23 protein-coding genes are annotated in these 22808 nt (G+C 63.1%); 1 reads left to right on the top strand and 22 read right to left on the bottom strand.

The annotated features are described in order from the left end of the window. Positions 1-5: 5 nt before the first annotated feature. The 19 genes from P3T22_RS03375 to P3T22_RS03285 form a co-directional block, all read right to left on the bottom strand. Positions 6-848: a substrate-binding domain-containing protein gene (locus P3T22_RS03375; protein ID WP_429324220.1), complete on the bottom strand. Its 843-nt coding sequence runs from the start codon at positions 846-848 to the stop codon at positions 6-8. A 52-nt stretch (positions 849-900) separates the two neighbouring features. Further along, a complete protein-coding gene (hypB, locus tag P3T22_RS03370; RefSeq protein WP_429324219.1) occupies positions 901-1950 on the bottom strand; it encodes a hydrogenase nickel incorporation protein HypB in 1050 nt (349 codons plus the stop codon). Next, the gene (hypA, locus tag P3T22_RS03365) at positions 1950-2279 is read right to left on the bottom strand and encodes a hydrogenase maturation nickel metallochaperone HypA (RefSeq protein WP_063496010.1); all 330 of its coding nucleotides are present in this window, start codon (positions 2277-2279) and stop codon (positions 1950-1952) included. Before hypA ends, hypB begins: the two co-directional genes overlap by 1 nt. A gap of 18 nt (positions 2280-2297) precedes the next feature. Next, positions 2298-3380: a hydrogenase expression/formation protein HypE gene (gene hypE, locus P3T22_RS03360; protein WP_063496009.1), complete on the bottom strand. Its 1083-nt coding sequence runs from the start codon at positions 3378-3380 to the stop codon at positions 2298-2300. Further along, positions 3377-4651, bottom strand: a complete 1275-nt coding sequence (hypD, locus tag P3T22_RS03355; RefSeq protein WP_429324218.1) for a hydrogenase formation protein HypD — start codon at positions 4649-4651, stop codon at positions 3377-3379. Before hypD ends, hypE begins: the two co-directional genes overlap by 4 nt. Continuing rightward, positions 4648-5364 carry a D-sedoheptulose-7-phosphate isomerase gene (locus P3T22_RS03350; protein ID WP_063496008.1) on the bottom strand — a complete coding sequence of 239 codons (717 nt, stop codon included), beginning with the start codon at positions 5362-5364 and terminating at the stop codon, positions 4648-4650. The genes hypD and P3T22_RS03350 overlap by 4 nt, the downstream gene beginning before the upstream one ends. A 30-nt stretch (positions 5365-5394) precedes the next feature. Continuing rightward, complete coding sequence (locus P3T22_RS03345; protein WP_063496007.1) at positions 5395-5712, bottom strand: HypC/HybG/HupF family hydrogenase formation chaperone; 318 nt, start codon at positions 5710-5712, stop codon at positions 5395-5397. 79 nt (positions 5713-5791) lie between these two features. Then, positions 5792-8203 (bottom strand): carbamoyltransferase HypF, encoded by a 2412-nt coding sequence (gene hypF / locus P3T22_RS03340; protein ID WP_429324217.1) that lies wholly within the window; start codon positions 8201-8203, stop codon positions 5792-5794. Between the two features lie 24 nt (positions 8204-8227). After that, a complete protein-coding gene (locus tag P3T22_RS03335) occupies positions 8228-8329 on the bottom strand; it encodes a DUF6893 family small protein (protein ID WP_420488468.1) in 102 nt (33 codons plus the stop codon). A gap of 131 nt (positions 8330-8460) precedes the next feature. After that, positions 8461-9012, bottom strand: a complete 552-nt coding sequence (locus P3T22_RS03330) for a hydrogenase maturation protease (RefSeq protein ID WP_429324216.1) — start codon at positions 9010-9012, stop codon at positions 8461-8463. Continuing rightward, on the bottom strand, positions 9009-10430 hold the full coding sequence (locus P3T22_RS03325; protein WP_429324215.1) for a hypothetical protein: 1422 nt from the start codon (positions 10428-10430) through the stop codon (positions 9009-9011). The genes P3T22_RS03330 and P3T22_RS03325 overlap by 4 nt, the downstream gene beginning before the upstream one ends. Then, the gene (locus P3T22_RS03320; RefSeq protein WP_429324214.1) at positions 10427-11074 is read right to left on the bottom strand and encodes a DUF6084 family protein; all 648 of its coding nucleotides are present in this window, start codon (positions 11072-11074) and stop codon (positions 10427-10429) included. Before P3T22_RS03320 ends, P3T22_RS03325 begins: the two co-directional genes overlap by 4 nt. Continuing rightward, positions 11067-11702 carry a DUF5947 family protein gene (locus P3T22_RS03315; RefSeq protein WP_429324213.1) on the bottom strand — a complete coding sequence of 212 codons (636 nt, stop codon included), beginning with the start codon at positions 11700-11702 and terminating at the stop codon, positions 11067-11069. Before P3T22_RS03315 ends, P3T22_RS03320 begins: the two co-directional genes overlap by 8 nt. Further along, positions 11699-12289 (bottom strand): NifU family protein, encoded by a 591-nt coding sequence (locus P3T22_RS03310; protein WP_063496003.1) that lies wholly within the window; start codon positions 12287-12289, stop codon positions 11699-11701. Before P3T22_RS03310 ends, P3T22_RS03315 begins: the two co-directional genes overlap by 4 nt. Then, positions 12286-14100 carry a nickel-dependent hydrogenase large subunit gene (locus tag P3T22_RS03305; protein ID WP_063496002.1) on the bottom strand — a complete coding sequence of 605 codons (1815 nt, stop codon included), beginning with the start codon at positions 14098-14100 and terminating at the stop codon, positions 12286-12288. The genes P3T22_RS03310 and P3T22_RS03305 overlap by 4 nt, the downstream gene beginning before the upstream one ends. 48 nt (positions 14101-14148) lie before the next feature. Beyond that, entirely contained in the window at positions 14149-15207 is a 1059-nt protein-coding gene (locus P3T22_RS03300) for a hydrogenase expression protein HypE (protein WP_063496001.1), read from the bottom strand. A gap of 383 nt (positions 15208-15590) precedes the next feature. Beyond that, positions 15591-15971 (bottom strand): copper resistance CopC family protein, encoded by a 381-nt coding sequence (locus P3T22_RS03295; protein ID WP_063496000.1) that lies wholly within the window; start codon positions 15969-15971, stop codon positions 15591-15593. A 14-nt stretch (positions 15972-15985) separates the two neighbouring features. Further along, complete coding sequence (locus P3T22_RS03290; RefSeq protein WP_148662145.1) at positions 15986-16882, bottom strand: hypothetical protein; 897 nt, start codon at positions 16880-16882, stop codon at positions 15986-15988. 103 nt (positions 16883-16985) lie between these two features. Beyond that, entirely contained in the window at positions 16986-17441 is a 456-nt protein-coding gene (locus P3T22_RS03285; RefSeq protein WP_429324458.1) for a DUF2946 domain-containing protein, read from the bottom strand. A 207-nt stretch (positions 17442-17648) separates the two neighbouring features. Here P3T22_RS03285 and P3T22_RS03280 point away from each other — a divergent pair, with 207 nt between their 5' ends. Then, entirely contained in the window at positions 17649-18995 is a 1347-nt protein-coding gene (locus tag P3T22_RS03280) for a TAXI family TRAP transporter solute-binding subunit (RefSeq protein WP_429324212.1), read from the top strand. A gap of 18 nt (positions 18996-19013) precedes the next feature. On the opposite strand, the gene P3T22_RS03275 is transcribed toward P3T22_RS03280, so the two are convergent. The 3 genes from P3T22_RS03275 to P3T22_RS03265 all read right to left on the bottom strand — a co-directional run bounded on the left by P3T22_RS03275 (position 19014) and on the right by P3T22_RS03265 (position 22808). Then, complete coding sequence (locus tag P3T22_RS03275) at positions 19014-19778, bottom strand: ProQ/FinO family protein (protein WP_429324211.1); 765 nt, start codon at positions 19776-19778, stop codon at positions 19014-19016. A gap of 238 nt (positions 19779-20016) precedes the next feature. Further along, complete coding sequence (gene thrC / locus P3T22_RS03270; protein ID WP_063495997.1) at positions 20017-21468, bottom strand: threonine synthase; 1452 nt, start codon at positions 21466-21468, stop codon at positions 20017-20019. A gap of 8 nt (positions 21469-21476) precedes the next feature. Further along, positions 21477-22808, bottom strand: coding sequence for a homoserine dehydrogenase (locus P3T22_RS03265; RefSeq protein WP_429324210.1), 1332 nt, complete (start codon positions 22806-22808; stop codon positions 21477-21479).

The following is a 22808-nucleotide window of genomic DNA, read 5'->3' as shown; positions in this document are numbered from 1 at the left end:
TTCGCTCATTGCGCGGGCGTCGCCGAAAGCGGTTCGAGCCCGGTCCTCGAAATCGCGGGCGCCGCGTCCGGCGACGACAGAAAATGGATCAGCGCCGCCGCGCCTTCCGGATTTTTCGCATTGGTGGCGATGCCCCCGGAGAACACCGTATACCTCTGCACTTCTGCGGGCAAACTGCCAACCACCGTCACCCCCTTCACCGGCAACAGTTCGACGACCTGCTGAAGTCCGATCTCAGCTTCTCCATTCGCGACGGCATCGGCGACCTGCACGACTGGAATCATGCGGCTCTTGCTCGTCATCAGCCCCGCGATGCCAAGACGCCGGAACAGTTCGCCGCCGACATAGACGCCACTCGGGCTGTCCGGATAGACAACCGACTTCGCTGCGAGCAGCGCTCGCCGCAATGCGTCGGGCGAGCTGATATCCGGCTTCGGCGTCCCTTCGCGAACCACCATACCGATTGCCGAGCGTGCGAGGTCCGCCTTACTGTCAGGCAAGACCTTGCCGGCATTGATCTGTTCGTCGAGCGCATACCCGACCACGATCAGCACGTCGGCCCACTCGCCGCGCGCAAGCCGCACAGGGATTGCATTCGAAGCCGTACCTACGGCGGGCGCCCAGACGGTGATTAGCTTACGGCCGGTCGCCGCCTCGAATTGCGAGCCCAGTTCGCGATAGGCCGACGCAAACCCGCCCGAAATCATTACCTTGACCTCGTCTGCCAATGCGGCCCCGCTTCCCAATAGCGTGCCCGCCAGGCAGAACGCCAGTGCGCGAATCCACAGCTTGCGGATGGTCACGGCCCCACCCCAATGTCGATCGGATAACCCAGTCCGGATATGCATCGAGTCCGGATGCCAGTCATCATGTTAGCCGGCATCGAGCGCGGCAGCGAGACTACCGCAAACCCGCCCAGCCGGGCCCCCGAACCCATGCATACCATGCCTCCATCCCTTCCCCGCTCTGCGCGGAAACCTGCAACACCTCAATCCGCGGATTGACCCTCCGCGCGTACCCGATGCACCGCTCAACATCAAACCGCAAGTACGGCAACAGATCTATCTTGTTCAACAACAACAATGAACAAGCCCGAAACATATGCGGATACTTGATCGGCTTATCCTCACCTTCCGTGACGGAAAGAATCAGCACCTTGGCTCCTTCGCCAAGATCGAACAACGCCGGACACACCAGGTTGCCGACGTTCTCGATCACCACAACCGAATGCATCGGCGGATCGAGTTGCGTCAGCGCGCGCGACGTCATCTCCGCATCCAGATGACAACCCGTCCCCGTGTTGATCTGAACCACACGCGCACCGGTGGCGCGAATGCGCTCGGCGTCGTTGAGCGTCGCCTGGTCGCCTTCAATCACCGTTAGCGGCAACGTCTCGCGTAGATCGTGAATCGTACGTTCGAGCAAAGTGGTCTTGCCCGCGCCGGGCGAACTCATCAGGTTCAGCGCAAGAATCGAACGGCCCGCCAGCCAGCCACGATTGCGCTCGGCCAGCAACTGGTTCTTCGCCAGAATGTCCTGCTCCAACGTAATCGATGTGACATGTTCGCTCTCTTGAGCATGGGTATGTTCGTGCGCGTGGTCGCCGTCCTGCGAATGCTCATGCGCATGTGAGTGCTCGACGACGCCGTCCTGCAAATGCTCATGCTCGTGGAGGTGCGAATGCTCGTGGTCGTGCGAATGCGGGTGGTCTCCCGAATGCTGCGAGTCGTGTGAATGCGGTTGGCCATGCATATGCGAGTGGCCATGCGGATGCGGGTGTGCATGGCCCTGCTCATATTCGCTCACTCGCCGATATGCCGGTTCACGCGCGCCGGGTGCAACGCCATCCTGTGTGGCCTGTGCTTGCGATTGCGCCTGGTCTGCCTCCTCCGCATCCAGATCGGTCACCGCCGCGCCCTGCGTATTCGAGCATCCGCATGTCGTACACATCACACCACCTCCATCTGCCGGATCTTCAACTGCTGCCCCGAAATCAGTTCGAGATTGTCGCTTCCGCATTCGCACTGCCCAAACGGCACATCGATGTCGAGCGTCTCGCCACACGCAAGGCAACGTGCCTGCCCAGGAATCTCAATGATCTCCAGGGTCGCGCCCTCCACCGCCGTATCCTTCGCGCAGACGTCGAAGCAAAACCTGATCGCGTCCGGCATCACTGCCGACAATTGCCCGATCTCCAGCGTCACCCTTCTGACCCGCGCGCCGTTGGCCTGCTCCGCGCAAATCTCGACGACGCTGTTGGCAATACTCAACTCATGCATGGCGCGCTCCTCCAGCGGTCAGCAGATGCGCGGCAATTGCTCGCCCACCAGCATATCGACGATGCGCTGCCCGCCAAACGCCGTCTGCATGACGACGAGACCGTCCGCGCCCAGCTCGCCTGTTTCCACCGTGCCGATTGCGGCCGCCTCACGCCCCGCCGGATGCGCACGCATAGCTGCGAGCACCCGCTCGGCGGCATCGGCCGGCACCACGGCCACCAGCTTACCTTCGTTGGCCAGATACAGTGGATCGAGGCCGAGGATCTCGCACGCGCCCTTGACCTGCTCGCGTAACGGCAGGTCCGCTTCACGCAACCGTATCGTCACGTTCGAACTCCGTGCGAATTCGTTCAACACAGTCGCGACGCCACCGCGAGTCGCATCGCGCAAGCAATGAATCCGCGGGCACGCGTCGAGCATCGCCGCAATCAGGCTGTTGAGCGGACCACAGTCGCTTTCTACATCGGCTTCCAGTGCGAGTTGCTGGCGCGCCACCAGAATCGCCGCACCGTGATCGCCGAGATAACCGTTGACGATCACGACGTCGCCAGGACACGCGTGGCGAGCCGAAATCGACACGTCGCGCCGCACCACGCCGATGCCGGCGGTGTTAATGAAAAGTTTGTCCGCACAGCCGCGTTCAACCACTTTGGTATCGCCGGTTACGATCGCGACGCCCGCTTCGAGCGCGACCCGCTGCATGCTCGCGGCGACACGCCGCAAGACATCGACGGCAAGACCCTCTTCGATCACCATCGCGCACGAGAGATATAAAGGCGTCGCGCCGCACACCGCCAGATCGTTGACCGTGCCCGACACGGCCAGGGTGCCGATGTCACCGCCTGGAAAGAACAGCGGATCGACTACGTAGCTATCGGTCGTAAAGGCAAGACGGTCCCCATGCGTGGCGAGATCGGCGAGCGTGAACACAGCCTGATCCTCCAACGCGGCGAGCGTGGGATTGTCGAAGGTCGACACGAAAACGTCTTCGATCAGATCGCGCATCGCGCGGCCGCCGCTGCCATGCGCCAGATTGACCGAGACGTCGCGTACGCGGCGACGTGCCGTGGCCTGCAAAGGATCGGACGCCCGGTCGTTCATGAATGGCCTCGCATGGCCGGCGTAGCGATCGCATCGCCTATCAGACCAGGCACGGGCTCGGATTCAGCGGCCACGCCGTCTGCGCCGAGGCTCACTGGCGCCAACATACCGGCTGATTTCACGCTTTGCCGCGCAACGCGCCGTTCGTCGATCCGTGACGTATCGATGCGCCCATAGTTGTAGTAGGCCGCGCATGCGCCTTCGCTAGACACCATCAGCGAGCCGAGCGGCGACTCCGGCGTGCAGGCGGTGCCGAACACCTTGCATTGATGCGGCTTGATCACACCCTTGAGCACCTCGCCGCATTGGCATGCTTTCGGGTCGGCGATCTTCAGGTTCGGCACATCGAACTTGCGCTCCGCGTCGAAGGCGGCGAACGTCTCACGGACCCGGACACCCGAATGATCGATCGAGCCCAGTCCGCGCCATTCGAAAAACTCGCGCGTCTCGAACACGCGCGTCACCGCCGACAACGCCTGCGCATTGCCGTCTTCCGTGACGACCCGGCCGTACTGGTTCTCCACCTCGCAGCGTCCTTCTTCGATCTGCCGCAACACCATCCACATCGACTGCAATATATCGAGCGGCTCGAATCCCGCCACTGTGATCGGTTTGCGATAGTGCCGCGCAATGAACTCATAGGGCCGTGTGCCGATCACCATGCTGACGTGCCCCGGGCCGAGAAAACCGTCGAGGTGCAAGTCGGGCGAATCGAGAATCGCCTTGATAGTCGGGATGATCGTGATGTGATTGCAGAACAGCGAGAAATTGTGGATCTGTTTCGCTTGCGCTTGCAGGACCGTCATCGCGGTGCTGGGCATAGTCGTCTCGAAGCCGAGTCCGAAGAAGATGACCTCCCGGTCGGGGTTGAACTGCGCGATCTTCAACGCGTCGAGCGGCGAATAGACCATGCGCACGTCGGCGCCGTCGGCTTTCGCTTTCAGTAGACTCTTCCTCGAACCCGGCACCCGCATCGCATCGCCGAAGGTCGTGAAGATCACTTCCGGACGCTCGGCCAGCGCAACGCAATCGTCGACGCGGCCCATCGGCAGCACGCACACCGGGCAACCGGGACCATGCACGAACTCCACTGCATCGGGCAGCAATTGCTGGATGCCATAGCGGAAAATCGTATGGGTGTGGCCGCCACACACTTCCATGATTTGCAGCGGCCGTTGTTTGGCGCGCTCGATGCGGGACACCAGCGCGCGAATTTCTTTCTCCAGCGTTTTCGCTTTGTGCGGGTCGCGAAACTCGTCGACGTATTTCATGGCGCACCTCCTTGCGCTGAACCTGCAAGGCCGGCCGAACCGGCGAGGCCGCCGCGGTCGTCGGCAAGCAGCGTATGCACGAGGTCCCACAGAATGTGATAGATCGCGACATGGGTCTCCTGGACGCGATGAATGCTGTCGCTCCGCACCACCAGACAATGGTCGACAGCGGCGCTGGCCGCCATCCGTCCGCCATCGTGGCCCGACAGCCCGATGGTCAGCAGGCCGATCTCTTTCGCTTTCGTAAAGGCGGTCAGCAGGTTGTCGGAATTGCCGCTGGTCGACACGCCGATCAGCGCATCGCCACGCCGTCCTTGCGCCACCAGTTGCCGCACGAAAATATGGCTGAAGCCGACATCGTTGCCGACCGCCGTCATCATGGCCACGTCGGCCACCAGATTGATCGCGGTCAGCGCGGGACGGCCCGTGGTCACCGGATGCAGAAACTCGACGGCGATATGCGCGGCATCGCAGCTCGAACCGCCATTGCCCATGGTGAAGAGCCGGCCGTCGCGGCGGTACATTTCGGCTATCGCATGGGCAATCCGCACCACCGCCGGACCGTTTTCGTCGAAGAAGCGTCGTTTGGTGTCGACGCTGTCCTGCGCTTTCAGACGCACGGAATCGAGCAACGCCGCGTCGAGCTTGTCCGCGTCCTGGCGCGCGCCGTGCAGGAACGGATACAACGCCTGCAGCGATTCATGTTCGGGCATGCCGGTCTCCGTTAGCTTCCGATCACGCATTCATGGCGCACTGCGCAGTCCGTCGCGCAAGCCGCCCCGCAGTTCGCCTGTCTCGGCCATGTCTTCCATCTCGCCCTGCGCGACGCCCAGTTCACGCAATAACGCCAGCGTGCGTGCGGCTTCCTGCTCGTCGAGCCGGCTCATCGCAAAGCCCACGTGCACCAGCACCCATTCGCCGACGCACGCGCTAGCCGGCCGTCCCTCGTCGATCACGAAGGCGATATTGATCACGCGCCGCACACCGCCGACGTTGACGAGCGCGAGATCGTTCGCCGCGTCGGTCACTTCGACGATCTGTCCTGGGATGCCCAAACACATGTTGCTCTCCCTTTAACCCGCTTTTTTGCGCCGCTACTTCCGCATCACTATGTTTGCTTGACGACTCAAACACCCGCCTTCAAAAGCCGTGGCGTTGCTGCGCCGCCGCTACCGCCGCCTGCCCTAGCGACAGACCGCCGTCGTTGGCCGGCACCTGGCGGTGCGTCAGCACGCGAAAACCCGTTGCGCCGAGCCGCCCGGCTACCTGTTCGAACAGAATGCGATTCTGAAAAACACCGCCGGACAATGCCACGCTGCGCGCATCGACAGAGCCTGTCAGCAGGTCGGCCAGGCACTCGGCCATGCGCACGATGGCGATGGCCAGCCCCTTGTGAAACCGCGCCGCGATGACCGGCACGGATGTACCGCGCAACACGTCGTCGAGCAAGGCCTCCCACATCGGCCGCGGCTCGATGCAACGCAAACCGTCAGGCATGGTGCTGACGATCTCGAACGGATACGCGTCGGCGTCGCCGTCGTCTTGCAGCGCATGCCGATCGACCAGCGCCTCAAGCTCGATCGCCGCCTGCCCTTCATAAAGCACGCGCTCCCGGCACACGCCGAGCGTTGCCGCCACGGCATCGAACAAACGGCCAACGGAGCTTGCCAGCGGACTATTGACGCGTTGCGCGATCATCGTATCGAGCGCGGCACGGGGGCGGCGGCTCAGGAACTTCTGCACGTCGAGCCCGGCGTATTGCCGCGTAAAACCGCGCCAATCGAATGCCGCCATCAGATGCGCATAAGCGTTGCGCCACGGTTCGTCGATGGCGCGTGTGCCACCGGGCATCGCGACCGGCTTGAATGTGCCGAGGCGCGTGAAGCCGCGATAATCCGCCAGCATGAATTCGCCGCCCCACAGCGTGCCGTCGTCGCCATAACCGAGACCGTCGAGCGCGATACCGAGCATCGGCAGCGCATCGAACGCGACGCCGTTTTCCGCCATGCACGCGGCGAGATGCGCGTGATGATGCTGAACCTCGACCACGGGAACCTGCCACGTTTGCGCAAGGTCGTAGCCGATTTTGCGCGACAGATACTCGGGGTGGAAGTCGAGCGCCACCGTCTGCGGTTCATGGTCGAACAGGCGCAGATACTGCGCCACCGAACGGCGGTAGTCCGCATAAGTCAACGCGTCCTCCAGATCGCCGAGATGGTGCGAGACGATCGCCTGAGCATTGCGTGCAAGGCAGAAAGTATTTTTGAGCTCACCGCCCATTGCCAGCACCGCCGGTGTTTCGGCAAAACCCTCCGGCAACAGCAACGGCGCAGGCGCGTAGCCACGTGCTCGCCGCAACACGCGCGGTTCGCCCTGCACCACGCGGGCCACCGAATCGTCGACCCGGCGTGCGATATCGCGGTCGTGCATCAGAAACACATCGGCAATGCGGCCGAGACGCGCGCGTGCATCCGCGTTGTCGATGCACGGCGGCTCGTCGCTGGTATTGCCGCTGGTCACCACGAGCGCTGAGTCGATCGACTCCATCAGCAGGCGATGCAGCGGCGTAGACGGCAGCATGAAACCGAGTGTGCCCACCCCCGGTGCGACGCTTGGCGCGACGCACTGCGCACCGTCGGCTCGCAGAATGACGATCGGTCCGGCCGCGCTATGCAGCAGGGCCACCTCTGTTGGGTCGGGCGTGCAATAGCGGCGGATCGCCTGCAGATCGCGCGCCATCAGCGCAAACGGTTTGCGCTCGCGCCGTTTCAGTCGACGCAAACGCGCCACCGCGGCTTCATCGCAAGCGTCGCAGGCAAGCTGAAAGCCGCCCAGCCCTTTGACCGCGACAATCGAGCCGTGGCGCAACAGCAGGCTTGCCGCGCGACAGGGATCGTCGCCGTCAGCACGCGCGCCGTGCCGGCCTTCCAGCCAGACACGCGGGCCACATACCGGACACGCGACCGGTTGCGCATGAAAGCGCCGGTCGGCGGGATCCTCATACTCGGCGCGGCATGCGTCGCACAGGTCGAATGCCGCCATGGTCGTATTGGCGCGATCGTAGGGAATGGCCTGAACGATCGAAAGGCGCGGGCCGCAATGCGTGCAGTTCGTAAACGGATAACGGTAACGCCGGTCCGCCGGCGTGGCGATCTCGGCGGCACAGTCCGCGCAGATCACCGCGTCAGGCGTGACGCCAGTCTGCACATTGCCGGTCACGCTCGCCACGATCCGGAAATCGCTGGCCTCGGCCGCTTCACTCAGCTGATGCCGCTCGATCGCGTCGATGCGCGCGAGCGGCGGACACTCGGCGCTCAGGCTTTCGATGAAACGTTGCAGCGTCCACGCATCGCCCCACGCATGAATCAGCACACCGTCGCTATCGTTGCGCACGTCGCCGACCACGCCGCATGCATGCGCGAGCCGCCACACGGTCGGCCGGAAGCCGACGCCTTGCACCAGTCCGCGCACACGAATTTCCTCGCCGACCGGTCCCGGGACCGCAGGGCGTGGAGGCGAAGACTGTCCGGCAGGCTGTGTATGCATGTTCATGGCCACCTCCCTGGCTGTTACCGTCTACATGTTGCGGATGCGGATATAGCGCTTGATGTCCTTCATATTCGCGAGCACACCGAGCACCAACGCCGGCAACAAGAGGTACTTCAGAAAGCCTTTCATGACGCCTCCCACTTCAGTTATTTCACACCGTATCCGTGACGGCCCACCGCCTCGCTGCGCAGTCGTCAGGCGGCTTGGCCACTCAGGCAGCGCGTATGGACGCCCACTCGACCGGCTGACGGCCCGATCGCTCAAGCGGCCCGTGCGGACAACCGCTCCATCCTTGCCATCACAAGCGTCACAGCGAGTTCGACCGCCTGCTCGACCGCCGCAGCCACCGTGCCGCTCAATCCCATCCTTCCTTCATCGCCGTTCTCGAAGCCGAAGTCTTGCGGCTCGCAACCGAGCACGACGACGTCCTCGCAACCGCCGCCCAGCATCCGCACCGTTTGCAGCACTTTGGCCGGATCCATTTCATGCGGCGACATCAGGATCGGCATCGCATACGGATCGCCTGGCTCGCCGACAACGGATTCTTCAACAGACGGCTCGATCACATACAACGTGCCCGGCGCACCACCGCGCTGCATCGTGTCGATCAGAATCGCACTGTCCACACCATCGAGCAGCGCATAGCAAAGATCGATGCCGCGAATCCCGAAGTCCGCGATGCTCACCCAGCCGGCAAATGCCGGCAACTCACCGGCTGCCAGTTTTTCCCGCAGACGGCGCACCACTTCGACGCCGAAGCCATCGTCGCCGAGAAACACATTGCCGATGCCCGCCACCAGAACCGCACTCATGCGTGGCCTCCTTTACGACGGGACGGGCGCGACGTGTTGACCAGCGGCTCGATCTCGTCCGGGCCGAAGAAGAAGCGATGGCCGGGCATGCGCTGCATGCCGAAGTCTTTGCCGGGGTCGTCGTCGACTGTCACGGCAACGTGCACGTGATCGTCGAAATCGCGCTCGATCGATTCGATCGTGGCAACCATGCCGCTCAGCGCGATATCGAAGATGTCCGCGCGGCCGCGTGGGTGCAAGCGCACCTGATCGCCAATCCGGATCTCGACGCCCGCCACCCGCACGCAAGCAAGATGCGGCCGCGCGTCGAGTTCCGCCCACGGCGACACCGGCATGGCGGGCGCTGCCAGCGGCGAAAATGCGCCGACGCTTGCCGCATCGAATGCGCGCACCTGCCGCAAGGTGCCATGCAGCTTCTCCATCTGCTCGACGCCGAGGCTTTCGGTGCGTGCAAGCAAGGCACGCGCGCGCTCGTCGGTGGCGATCATTTCGCGCTTTTCGTCGTCGGTCATGGTGAGAATGCGCAGCGTGAGAATCTCGTCGATCTCCGTCGAGTCGAATAGATCGCCAGCGCTTTCAGGCGCAATCTGCGGGAAATCGTAGAGAATGATCGGCGAGGCAAGCATCGTGTCGGGCTGTTGTTCATCGCCCACCAATACCGGCCACACGCCGATATTGCGGCTCGCGGCAGCAGCCTCCACCAGGTCGGCGGGCGGATCGATCGACGAAATCCACGTGCCGCCCTCGATGGTCAACACCGTATGACAGGACACCAGCGCATACAGCGAAGCCGCATCCCGCTTCAGGCCGCTGGCATTGTCGAGCGGCGTCTCGTTGACGATGCGCACCTTTACGCGATAAACCCCGGGCGCCACGCTGGCGGCGCTCAATTCGACGTGGCCTTGCAGCGCAGCCCGGGTACGGCGCAGTGCGCCGCGCAGCGTGCCTCGCTTGTCGGCGAGCGGTTCGAGCTCGCTGGCAGCGTCGAACGAGAATGCAATCTGCATGGGTGCGTCAAGCAATTCGCCGACCACCAGAACCGGCACGGCGATGTGCCGCTCAGCCGCTTCCTGCCATGGGGTATAGCGCCGTTCGCCGATATCGAGCACGGGCACGCTGCGCCAGGCCGGCTCACCCGACTCCGGCCGCGCGGCGGCCCCCTCCGCCACGTCGAGCACCGTCCGTTCGATCACCTGCAGAAAACCGGGCCGCACAGCCACGCGGGTGCGCGGGTCGCCGCGCAGCAGACACTCGGTCTGCGTCACCCACGGATCGCTGCCGGATGCCTCGGCATAGGCGCGCGGATACACGCCGCCGAAGGTCCAGCGTTGCCGGTTCTTGACCGAGGTCGGCCGGTACGGATACAGCATGTAGCCTTCGTACAGCACCGCCTGAACCACGCTTTCGACCGCGTTCACGATATGTCCTCCTCGACGCCGTCGAGCAGGCCCGTCACCGCCTGCTCCCAGCTCGTGAGACCCCGTCTGCTTTTGTATCGCGAGAGGCGATCGAACACATCCCGGTGCAAACACAGCCACGCGCCGTTCGGGTAGTAGCGGGTCATCATGTCGCGCCATAGCGCAACCGGTAGCCGGTACGCCGCCTCCTTGTGCCACGGAATCGGCGCGGCCTGCAACGCGCCGCCTGCCTCGCGATAGAACACCGTGCCGCTGAATTGCAGCATCAGCGGAATCTCGCCTTCTTCGAGGCCGTGAAAATATTTGGTTGCGGCCACATTGAAATCGTAGCTGCACGGCACGGGCAAATCGAGCGTGCATTCGCCGGTGAACGGCGGTGCGATCGCCGTGGTATGCGTCCATAGCAGCGTGCGCAGCGTTTCACCCCAGCGCGGCGGCGAGCCGAACAGGTCATCGAGTCCGTATTGCTCGGCGGGCACATAGCGGCGCCTGGTCGCTTCGATCTGGATCTGGCATTGCAGGGTAATGCTCGCAATCTCCTCCTGCGCCGGCGTATTGACGATACGGAGCCTGAACGTCAGCAGCGGCGCTGCGGCGAACGGCACGACTTCCGCCAACTCGACAGTGAACCCGAGATCAGGCATGGAGCAGGCCCTCCGGCACCCGGCCATGGGTCTTCAGCGCGGCGAAGAAACGATGGATCGAATCCCACGCTTCCTTGCCGCCAGACAGTCCGCGCCAACGTGCACGGATCACGCCGGTCAACGCGTAACACTGGTCGATCGGCACGCGGTAATAATCGCGCGCGCCTTCGCTGCGGTTGACCAGCAGCGCTTCGACGTCGGGTTGCAGTTGCGCGAGCAACGGATTCCCGGCGACCAGTTCGTCCCACGCCTGCAAGTCCAGCAGCGATTGCGTGCCACCGGCGGGTCCGGGATACAGCGCGACGACACGCTGTGCCTGGCTATCGTGAAAGAAGAAAGCGATATCGATGGGAATCGCCAGCGCGTCCCATTGCGCATCGCTCATGCGAAAGCCGTCGAGATAATGCGCCTCGCGCGGCACCGGACGATAGCGCGCATTCTGCTGGCTGCCGAACAGCAGCGCGCACGCACGGCAACAGCAATACAACTGCCGTTTGGCGGTTTCGAACAGATGGGGATGATCGGCTAGAAGCGGCAGGCCGCACAACTCGCACTGCATGTCGTCGGCCTTGCGCACGAAATGGCGCAGCCGCGCGACCCAGCCGCGTGTCGTGGCCGCGGGTGTCATTGTGCGCCGGCCTCGGTCCGGCTTGCTACCTCATTTGCCACATCATTCGCTACCTCCGTTCGATGCGGCACAAAGCGCAGTTCATGCACATTGACGTCCGGCAGACCGGCGATCTCGACACGCATCGCTTCGGGCGCCGCTTCGAAGATCGAGCGTTCGATTTCCTGCTGCAATTCGCCCACGGAGTTGTGCTTGCCCTGCAGGCGGCCTGCGACTCGCACACGCACGGCCTCTTCTGCCGCGTCCAGCAGTTCGATCTGGATGCCCTGGGCGCCAAGCAAGGGGCGCATCTTTTCGACCGCGCGCGACACGCGCGTCGGCAGATCCTGCGGATGCAAACCGTGCAAAAGCAGCAACGCCGACACGCCGGCGTCGCGCTCGAACGCTGCGACCATGGCGTCGTCTATCACGCCCGCCTCCGCCACGATCTCCATCAGTCGTGCGAGGCCGTTCGCATGCAGATCGAGGACGACTTGCAGCAGTTCCTTGGCAGACTCACGCGCGCGCGGATCGTCGAGCGCTTCCAGCGCCGCAATCAGTTCGTCGATGCGGCGTTGCTGGGCGGCGACCGCGCGTTCGCCGCTCACGTGTGCGCTCCCTGCATCACACCGAAGGTCGGCGAGTGCGACGTATCGATCGTCTTGCCATTGCCGACGTACATATGCACGCCGCACGGCAGACACGGATCGAAGCTGCGCACCGCACGCATGATGTCGATGCCCTTGAATTTGTCCGGCCCGTTCTCTTCGAAGATCGGCGTGTTCTGCACCGCGTCTTCATAGGGCCCAGGCGTGCCGTAGATATCGCGCGGATTGGCGTTCCAAGGCGTAGGCGGATACGGGTGATAGTTGGCGATCTTGCCGTCGCGGATCACGAGGTGATGCGAAAGCACGCCGCGCACCGCTTCATGGAAGCCGCAGCCAATGCCCTCTTGCGGCACCGTGAAGTCGCTGAACGTGCGGGTGCGCCCCGCGTGCAACTCGGCCAGCGCCTGCTCGGCAAAGTACAAAGCGGCCGCCGCTGAATACGCCTGAAAATAGGTGCGGGCGCGATCGCGTTCAATCGCATTGCTCCACTTCGGAATCTTCCATTCGAATTCGACTTCGGGCTTGAGCGCGGTCTTCGGCAAATAGATCTTCACGCTGTGGCCGGTCGCCTTGATGTAGCCGATGTCGACCAGACCCGCCAACGCGGTGGCCCACAAGCGTGCGATCGGTCCACCGCCGGTATCGAGCGCGAGATGGTCGCCCGTGCGCTTGTCGAGCCAGCGCGGCGACATCACCCACGTGTAGTTGCCGTCGAATTTGCGCTTCTGCGGACGCGGCAGCGTGGTCTGATTCCACGGATGCTTGCGGTCCACCGGATTGCCGAGCGGGTCCTGCTTGACGAAGGTTTCTTCGTGATCCCAGTCGTCGTAAAAGGAACTGCCCAGCAGGATGCGGATGTTCAGGTTGATATCGACGAGGTCGGTCGTCACCAGTTCGCCGTCCACCACCACGCCCGGCGTGACGAACATGCCGCGGCCCCATTGCGTCATCGAGTTGTAGTTGTAGTCGCACACGTTCGGGTCCTGGAACGAACCCCAGCAACCGAGCAGAACGCGGCGCCGGCCGACTTCTTCGTAACCCGGCAGTGCTTCATAGAAGAAGTCGAACAGATCGTCGTGCAGCGGCACGACTTTCTTCATGAACTCGACGTACTTCATCAAACGCGTGATGTAATCCGTGAATAGCTGAATGGTCGGCACCGTACCCACACCGCCCGGATAGAGCGTCGACGGATGCACGTGACGCCCTTCCATCAGGCAGAACATCTCGCGCGTATAGCGGCTGACCATCAAGGTCTCGCGATAGAACTCGCCGGTGAACGGATTAAGCGCGGTCATGATGTCCGCAATGGTTTTATAGCCGTGCTTGTCCGCGTTCGGCGCGGGCGTTTTTTGCGCCTTGTCCCATACGCCGGGATTGGTCTCCTTGACCATCCTCTCGCAGAAATCCACGCCCACCAGGTTGTCCTGGAAGATGTTGTGGTCGAACATGTATTCGGCCGCTTCGCCCAGATTGACGATCCATTCGGCAATCGCCGGCGGCTTCACGCCGTACGCCATGTTCTGCGCGTACACCGAACAGGTCGCGTGATTGTCGCCGCAGATCCCGCAGATGCGGCTCGTGATGAAGTGCGCGTCGCGCGGATCTTTGCCCTTCATGAAAATGCTGTAACCACGAAAGATCGACGAGGTGCTGTAGCACTCCGCCACGCGGCGGTTCGCAAAATCGATCTTGGTGTAAATCCCCAGACTGCCGACGATCCGCGTAATCGGATCCCAGTTCATTTCGACCAGCTTGCCCGGCGCTGCCTGGGTGCTTGCGGTCGCTTCAGGTGCGGTACTAACGGCCATGACCTTCTCCCTGCTGACAAGTCGAATTCCGCCAACTGCGCCGCCAGATCAGCGATGGTAGCCGGTCGTGAGTTTCGCCCCGTTGTGACGCCATTTCGGCTCGTCGTTGAGCGTGTTGTTGGTCAGCTTGCGCAGGCTGCGGATCAGCGGACCATAGCTCTTGATGAGATTCGACGACAGCACCGCTCCCGGCGGCTCATCCATGAACGGCATGAACTTGTCGGGAAAGCCCGGCATCGTGCAGCCGATGCAGATGCCTCCCACATTCGGACAACCGCCAATGCCGCCCATCCAGCCGCGTTTGGGCACGTTGCACTGCACGACGGGCCCCCAGCACCCCAGCTTGACGATGCAATTCGGGCTGCCGTATTCGCTGGCGAAGATCGCCTGTTCGTACGAGCCCGCGCGATCGCAACCGTCGTGAACGGTGCGTGTAAACAGCCATTTCGGCCGCAGTGCCTCGTCGAGCGGAATCATCGGCGCGAGACCCGCCAGCTGATAAAGCAGATAGAGCAGCGTCTCCATGAAGTTGTCCGGCTGCACCGGACAGCCTGGCACGTTTACGATCGGCAGGCCCGCTTTCGACTTCCAGTCCCAGCCGAGATAATCGGCGAGGCCCATGCAGCCGGTCGGATTGCCTTCCATGGCGTGAATGCCGCCGTAGGTCGCGCAGGTGCCCGCGCCGACCACGGCCAGCGCGCGCGGCGCGAGCCGGTCGAGCCATTGCGGAATCGTGATTGGTTCCTGCGTATCGGGGTCGGTGCCCAATGCGGCCCAATATCCTTCGCGATTGATACGTTCGTTTGGAATCGACCCTTCCATCACCAGCACGAAGTTCTCAAGCTCGCCGCGCGCGGCCTCGTGAAACGGCTTGAGAAACTCGTCGCCGTTTTCATACGCCAGTACGGGGTTATGTAAATGCACCTTCGGCAAGCCGGGGATCGCACCGAGAATCACGTCCTCGATGCTCGGCTGAGTCGCCGCGGTAATCGACACCGAATCGCCGTCGCAGCCGAGGCCCGCGGTGATCCAGATGATGTGCACTTCCTTGAGCGCCGGCGCGTGCTGAGTCTTGCGCCCATAGGGGACGTTGTCTGCTTCTGCCATGATGTGTCTCCACTGCGAACCACGTTCTTTTTAGGTCAGGCAAAGATACGTGGCGAGTGCCCCACGGCAGTCACGTGTCCAGCAATCGATCGGTAATAATTCCGCACAATGCGGTTAAAAGGATCGGATTTGCTGCATGTATTGTTGGGGATGGGTGCCCACCGTGATGAGCCCGAAAAACTTAATCGAGTATAGTTCAGCGATACGAAATACCCCAGTTTCGTAACCTGATCAGGAAACAGGGTGCAGCGGATTGGCGCCGATAGTCGCGCCTTTTGTAATTCTCTGACGATAGCCTTTAAGGGTTCATGCCGTTGCCCGTGTAAGCGCCATGCATCAGCATCCGGGCGACGCTGATGCAGCGCGTCACTCACTAGCTCGGACTACTTCACATCGAACGCATAATCGCCATGCGTGCGATGCCCGTCGGAAGCGACAGCCACCCAATGCACGGTGTAGTGACCGGCGGCCAGCGGCGGCAGCGGCACCGCGATCGCCGCGGCGTTATGAGCATCAACCACGGCCTTCTCCGTATTGACCTGCTTGCCGCCCGCGTCGGTGACCGTGAGCGAGCTGAAGGCCGGCTCGAGCGGCCCGTCGAAGACAATCCTGATTTGCGCGGGCGGCGCCACCGTCGCGCCGGCACCCGGCTCCTGCTTCTGCGGAAACACATGCGCAAAGGCAGCGCTTGCGAAAGCAAGCCCGGCAATCAGCATCGGCAACTTCGCCGCGGCACGCACCCAACCCTGTCGATCGTTGTTCATCGCTGGCTCCTGTTTTACTGGAAGAGAGGTTTGCCGATCGTCGTCGGCGCGACGTCGTCGAAGAAGACGTGGGCCTGCACCAGAATACCCACGTGCGAGCCGCTTGCGCGGTTGAGCGGGATTTGCGCTTCAACGCCGAACTGGCCATAACGGTTGATCCAGATGAAGCCTGGATTGACTGTGCCGGTTGTCTGCCCCTGGCTTCTGGAGAGCGGGATTTCCACCAGTGGAATGACGTTCGCCAAGGGCTGGGGCAAGCCGACGTCATGCACGTGCTGTTGCAGATACGGCAAGCTGTATTGCACCGTGAAGCCATAGTTGAACGCATTCGGCTGTCCCGCGCCGGTGGTCAGGGCGGGCCCGGCTTCACCCGTGATCGCGATCGGCCGCAGATAGGCGAGCGGCGCGGGAAGATCGCCCATCCCCTTGCCCGCATAGAGCGTTGGCGAGATCGTCGAGAAGTTGTTCGCGATCGCGCGGCTTCCCGTGCCGCCGAGTTCGGCATTCACGCCGACCGAGGTCATGAACTCGTGTTCATCGTTGACGTACAGCAGGTACTTCAAGCCGACGCCGAAATTGTCGAAGCCACGCGCCTTCGGATTGTTTTGCATCGTATAGGTGTCGTCGATGGACACCGCCAGCCTCGGCGTAATCAGCTTGTCGTATTCGAAATCGAAGGTGTTGATGCTTTGATCGCCGTTATCGCCGGGCACGCGCTGGTGGCCGTATTGCAGGTTGGCCTCGTCGCCGACACCGGGATCGTCGACGGCCATCGTCGACGGAAAGACGCGATCACCCGCAATGGCGTGGGCACTGGCGAATGAAGGAGCGAATAGAAATACGCTGGCGGCAGCCGCGGCGAGCGACGCCGCGCACAACGGTTTCCCGTTGCGCGTTGCTGGGGTTTGCATGGTTCATCCTGTTCAGGGGTCGAGACAATGCCGGCGCGCGACGTCGGCAAGACGTGCGGCGGCATCGCGATGCAGTCATGGCATCGCAACGGTGTGACTCGAATCAGGATACGAACGGCGGGGCGCGCGGCTGCGCAAATGTGAGCGGTTCAACGCGCTGAACGCTCTCGAAGCGGGTCGCGACGGAATGCTCAAGCGCGCGGACGGTGACGAAGAACAGCGCTTCGACGCTGGGCACCACTGGCATGTGGGCAAGCAGGCTGCAATAGCCGCAGGCGTCGCCGTCGGACATGGCGGCGTGCTGGGCGTGCTTGCTGGCGGGTGGATTCGATGCCTCGTGCTGCATCGCGGGCATGGATGCCATGGCGCCCATTGAAGCCATGTCCATCGAATCCATGTCCGTCGAAGCCATCGCCGGCATGGAAGCCATCGCGGGCATGGAGGCGATCGAGAGCATGGAAGCCATCGCGGGCTTCGAGCAATGCTCGCCTTGCATTCCGCTTTCGCCGCCACTGCGCCCGGCGAGCGAATGCGAGATCGTGGGCGCGAGCGTTGCCATCAGGATCGCAAACAATCCCAGCCAACTGCCGATCTTCTGATGGAACCGACTCAATTTGCGCCCGGCGACACGATTGGAAACTGTCGCGAATTATGCCATGGCGCCCCACGCATCCCGACGCGCAAAGCGCCGCTTATGCCGGACATTTCACGTTTGCGCCACGGACAGTGGACAATGCCTGATCCCGGCTACCGGCATGGAGTGTCCATGAAAGAGCAGCGCCCGCGTCCCCCGCATTTGCCAAGCGATCATTCGCATGTGGAGTGGCGCGATCACACCCTGTCTTATGCCATCGTGGCCACGCTTGTCGTGGTGACGGTCACGCTGATCGTCTGGCTGGTCGATCCGGCGCCGCCGAAAACCATCACAATGAGCGCGGGCCCGCACGACAGTTCGTTCCTCGTCACCGCGGATCAGTACAAGAAGATCCTCGCCCGCAACGGCATTACGCTGAACGTGCTGGAATCCGACGGCTCGGTGCAGAACCTGCATCGTCTGCTCGACCCGAAACAGCATGTCGATCTCGCGCTCGTGCAAGGCGGCGTGGCCGATGGGCTCGATACGTCATCGCTGATGTCGCTCGGCAGCGTCTTCTATATTCCGGTGGTGGTGTTCTATCGCGGCACGGGTATCAGCGAGCTTTCGGAACTGGAAGGCAAACGGATTGCAATCGGCCGCGAAGGCAGCGGCACGCGCCGCCTCGCGCTCAAACTGCTGGAAGCAAACGGCATCGAACCCGGCGGCGCCACCGTGCTGGTGTCGAGCGACGGCTTGCAGGCCGCCACGCAACTCGTGGCGGGCGACGTCGACGCGGCAATCCTGAACGGCGACTCGGCCACGCGCGGCTTGATGCTGCGGCTCCTGAAAGTGCCCGGCATCTCCGCGATGAATTTCGACGAAGCCACCGCGTATACGCGCCTCTTTCCCTATCTCGAGGAACTCGACCTGCCGCCCGGCGTGCTGGATCTCAAGCGCAGAATTCCGCCCGAGACCATTCATCTGATCAGTCCAACGGTCGAACTCGTGGCCCGGAGCAATTTGCATCCGGCCATTTCCGACTTATTGATCGAAGCTGCACAGGAGGTGCATGGCATGCCAGGGCTGTTGCAGCACGCGGGGGAGTTTCCGAAGCCGGTTGCCCATGAATATCAGATCAGCGAAGACGCGCAGCGCTACTACAGGACCGGCAAGAGTTTTCTATACCGCGCGCTGCCGTTCTGGCTCGCAAGCATCGGCGACCGCACGCTCGTTCTGCTGCTGCCGATGGCGGTTCTGCTGTTTCCGGCGATGCGGCTGATCCCGGCGCTGTACCGCTGGCGCGTGCGCTCGCGCATCTATCGCTATTACGGCGCGCTGATTGCGATCGAGCGCGGCGCGCTCGCCGACTCGACCGAGGAGGAGCGCAAGCAGCTTTTCGCGGAGCTCGATCAAATCGAGGCGTCGCTTAACCACTTGCGTATGCCGTTGGCATACGCCGACGCGTTCTATGTGCTGCGCGAGCACGTCGGCTTCGTGCGCGGCCGGCTGGCGGCGGCGCAAGGCAGCCACCCCTAGACGGGGCGGCGGGCCGCTTTATGCTTCGGCGGCGGCCGACGGCGCTGCCGGCGGCGTTGCCGATACAGCGGCTGGGGCGTCTGTCGAAGTAGCCTGCGGCTGGCTCTGCGCGCCAACTTGCGGGGTAGCCTCAGCTTGCGGGGTGGCCTCGGTGTGTTCTGCTGCATCAGCAGAAGCGACTGCGGCGCCGGAAGCGGACGAATCCGACGAAGCATTGGCGGACGCCTCAGCCGACGAAGCTGCCGCTTTCGCCGCCCCCCTGCCTGCACGATGCGCCTGCAGACGCTGCGCGCCGGCGGCTTCCTGCGCCGTCACCTTGCCTGCTTCGCCCCCTGTCAGATCGACGCGCGCGGCGCCTTCGACGAGACACTTCCAGTAGCGGCTGCCACGGCACCAGGTTTTGATTGCATCGCGCAACTCAGCTTCGCTCAGCGACAGTTCCTTCGCGTGAGCCACGAGGTCCGCGAAGATGCCGACCTTGAGCGGCAGCTTGGGCGCCGGATTCTTCGGGAATACATTGGGGAAGCGCTTTTGCAGTCTCCCGATCGATTTCACCACCGGGTCCACTGGCCTTGCGTCGGGCACGGGCTTGGCCTCTGCGGCTGGCCTGGCCTCGGCGGCCGGCTTGTGAGCGGGCGCGGCACGGCGCGGCGGCGGCGGCTTGCGCGCGGGCTTCGCAGCAGGCTTCGCACCGGGCTTGGCGACGGGCTTGGCCGCAGGTGCAGCTTCGGCGCGTGCCGCCGCCAGTTGCTTCTTTAATTCAGCGAGTTGTTCGAAACCCATAGCGCACAATCAATCGAGAAAGACAAGATTGTAGCAGCGTGTTGCAACATGCTCCTGACATGCGGCGAGGCACTGCGTGCCGGCGGTGGTGCATCTGGAATCCGTGCCCTCGCACATTCAGCGTGAGTGACCAGGCAGTCATACTTCCCGCAGCGCTGCGCGCGCCGTCGCGGTACTTCCCAAAACCAATCTCGTTCGTCGATCGAGCGCGACATCGTCGCGCCCGATGCGCCCGGTGTTACTCGCCTGTGTTCGCGGCGATGAAGTCCTTCACGCGCTGCACGTCCGCCGGCAGTACTTCGTATCGCTGCGGCAGCGATTCCAGACCCGAAAACGCAGCCGGGCGCTCCGGTTCGCGCAGCAACGCCTCGCGAATCGTTTCGCCAAACTTGATCGGTTGCGCCGTCTCCAGCACGATCATCGGGATGCCCGCCTGCAAATGCTCGCGCGCCACCTTCAGGCCGTCAGCCGTGTGCGTGTCGATCATCGTGTCGTAGCGCTCGAAGACGTCGCGGATCGCGTCCACACGGTCCTCGTGGCTGCTGCGGCCCGACACGAAACCGAATTCCTTCACGCGTGCAAAATCGCCGCTCGCCGCGAGGTCGAAACCGCCCTTCTCTTCCACGTCGCGGAACAGTTGCAGCACGCGCGCCGGGTCGCGGCCCAGCAGATCGAACACGAAACGCTCGAAGTTCGAGGCCTTCGAAATGTCCATGCTCGGGCTGCTCGTGTGGTACGTCTCAGCCGCCTTGCGCACCCGGTAAATACCCGTGCGGAAGAACTCGTCCAGCACGTCGTTTTCGTTCGTGGCCACCACCAGCTTCTCGATCGGCAGACCCATCATGCGCGCAATGTGACCCGCGCAGACATTGCCGAAATTGCCCGACGGCACCGTGAACGAGACGCGCTCGTCGTTCGACTTCGTCGCGGCAAAGTAGCCCTTGAAGTAGTACACGACCTGCGCCACGACGCGCGCCCAGTTGATCGAGTTGACCGTGCCGATCTTGTACTTCGCCTTGAACGCGTGGTCGTTCGAGACCGCCTTCACAATGTCCTGCGCATCGTCGAACACACCCTCGACCGCGATGTTGAAAATGTTCGGGTCCTGCAAGCTGTACATCTGCGCGGTCTGGAACGCGCTCATCTTCTTGTGCGGCGAGAGCATGAACACGCTAATGCCCTGTTTGCCGCGCATCGCGTATTCCGCTGCACTGCCGGTGTCGCCCGACGTTGCGCCCAGAATGTTCAGCGTCTCGCCGTGCCTTGCCAGCGCATATTCGAACAGGTTGCCGATCAACTGCATCGCCATGTCCTTGAACGCGAGCGTCGGACCGTTCGACAGTTCCAGCAGCGACAGCGGCGCGCCGTTCTCAACGCCCAGCGTTTTCAACGGTGTGATCTGCGCGGCGCTTTCGTCGTCGCGCACATTGCAGTACGTCTCGGCCGTGTAGGTCTTGCGCGTCAGCGCGCGCAGGTCCTCGGCGGGAATGTCGTCGCTGAATTTCGACAGGATCTCGAAGGCGAGATCCGCGTACGGCAACGTGCGCCAGCGCGTCAGTTCGTCAGCCGTGACGCGCGGATAGTCGGCGGGCAGGTACAGGCCGCCATCTTTAGCTAGACCGCCCAGCAGAATCTCGGAAAACGTATGGCGCTCGCCGGCTCCGGCGCCGCGCGTAGAGAGGTAGTTCATAGTTCGGCCTAGTTCAGCGCTTCCATGCGCAGCTTCGTGACTTGCGAGACAACGGTCTGCAGCGCTTCGATCGTCTTGATCGCCGCGTTGACGTTCTTTTCAACCGTTTCGTGCGTAATCAGGATGATGTCGGTTTCGCCCTTGCCGTTCGCATCGACCTGCTCCGATTCCTTCTGCAGCAACGCGTCGATCGAAATGCCCCTATCCGCCAGAATGCGCGTGATGTCGGCCAGCACGCCCGTCACGTCCGCCACCCGCAGACGCAGGTAGTAGCCGCTCGTCACTTCGTCGATCGGCAGGATCGGCGTGCTCGACAGGCTGTCAGGCTGGAACGCCAGATGCGGCACGCGATGCTCCGGGTCCGCCGTATGCAGACGCGTCACGTCGACCAGGTCGGCCACCACGGCGGAGGCCGTCGGCTCCGCGCCCGCGCCCTTGCCGTAGTACAGCGTGGAGCCAACCGCGTCGCCGTGCACGACGACCGCGTTCATCGCGCCTTCCACGTTCGCCAGCAGGCGTTTTTCCGGAATCAGCGTGGGATGCACGCGCAATTCGATACCCTTGTCCGTACGGCGCGAGATGCCGAGCAGCTTGATGCGGTAGCCAAGTTCTTCAGCGTATTTGATGTCGATTGCAGCCAGCTTGCTGATGCCTTCGACGTAGGCCTTGTCGAATTGCACCGGCACGCCGAACGCGATCGCGCTCATGATCGTCGCCTTGTGGGCGGCGTCCACACCTTCGATGTCGAAGGTCGGATCGGCTTCGGCGTAACCCAGGTCCTGCGCGGCTTTCAGCGCGGTCGCGAAGTCGAGCCCACGGTCGCGCATTTCCGAGAGGATGTAGTTCGTCGTGCCGTTGATGATGCCGGCAATGTACTGGATGCGATTGGCCGTGAGCCCTTCGCGCAGCGCCTTGATGATCGGAATGCCGCCCGCCACCGCCGCTTCGAACGCCACCATCACGCCGTTGGCGCGCGCCGCTTCGAAAATCTCCGTGCCGTGCACGGCGAGCAGCGCCTTGTTGGCGGTGACCACATGCTTGCGGTTGTTGATCGCGCGCAGGACGAGCTCGCGCGCCACGCCCGTGCCGCCGATCATTTCCGCCACGATATCGATCGACGGATCGTCGACCACCGCGTTGAAATCATCCGTCAGCGCCACGGTGCCGGCTTCACTGCCGAGCGCCGCGGCCGCCTTGGCGGGATTGCGCACGGCAATGCGCGCGATCTCAATGCCGCGGCCCGCGCGGCGTTTGATTTCTTCCTGATTGCGGCGCAGTACCGTGAAGGTGCCGCTGCCTACCGTGCCGAAGCCCAGCAGTCCAACTTTGATCGGTTCCAT

The sequence above is a fragment of the Paraburkholderia sp. GAS348 genome, assembly GCF_050434205.1.
Taxonomy (GTDB): domain Bacteria; phylum Pseudomonadota; class Gammaproteobacteria; order Burkholderiales; family Burkholderiaceae; genus Paraburkholderia.
This window is presented reverse-complemented; position numbering and strand designations above follow the sequence as displayed.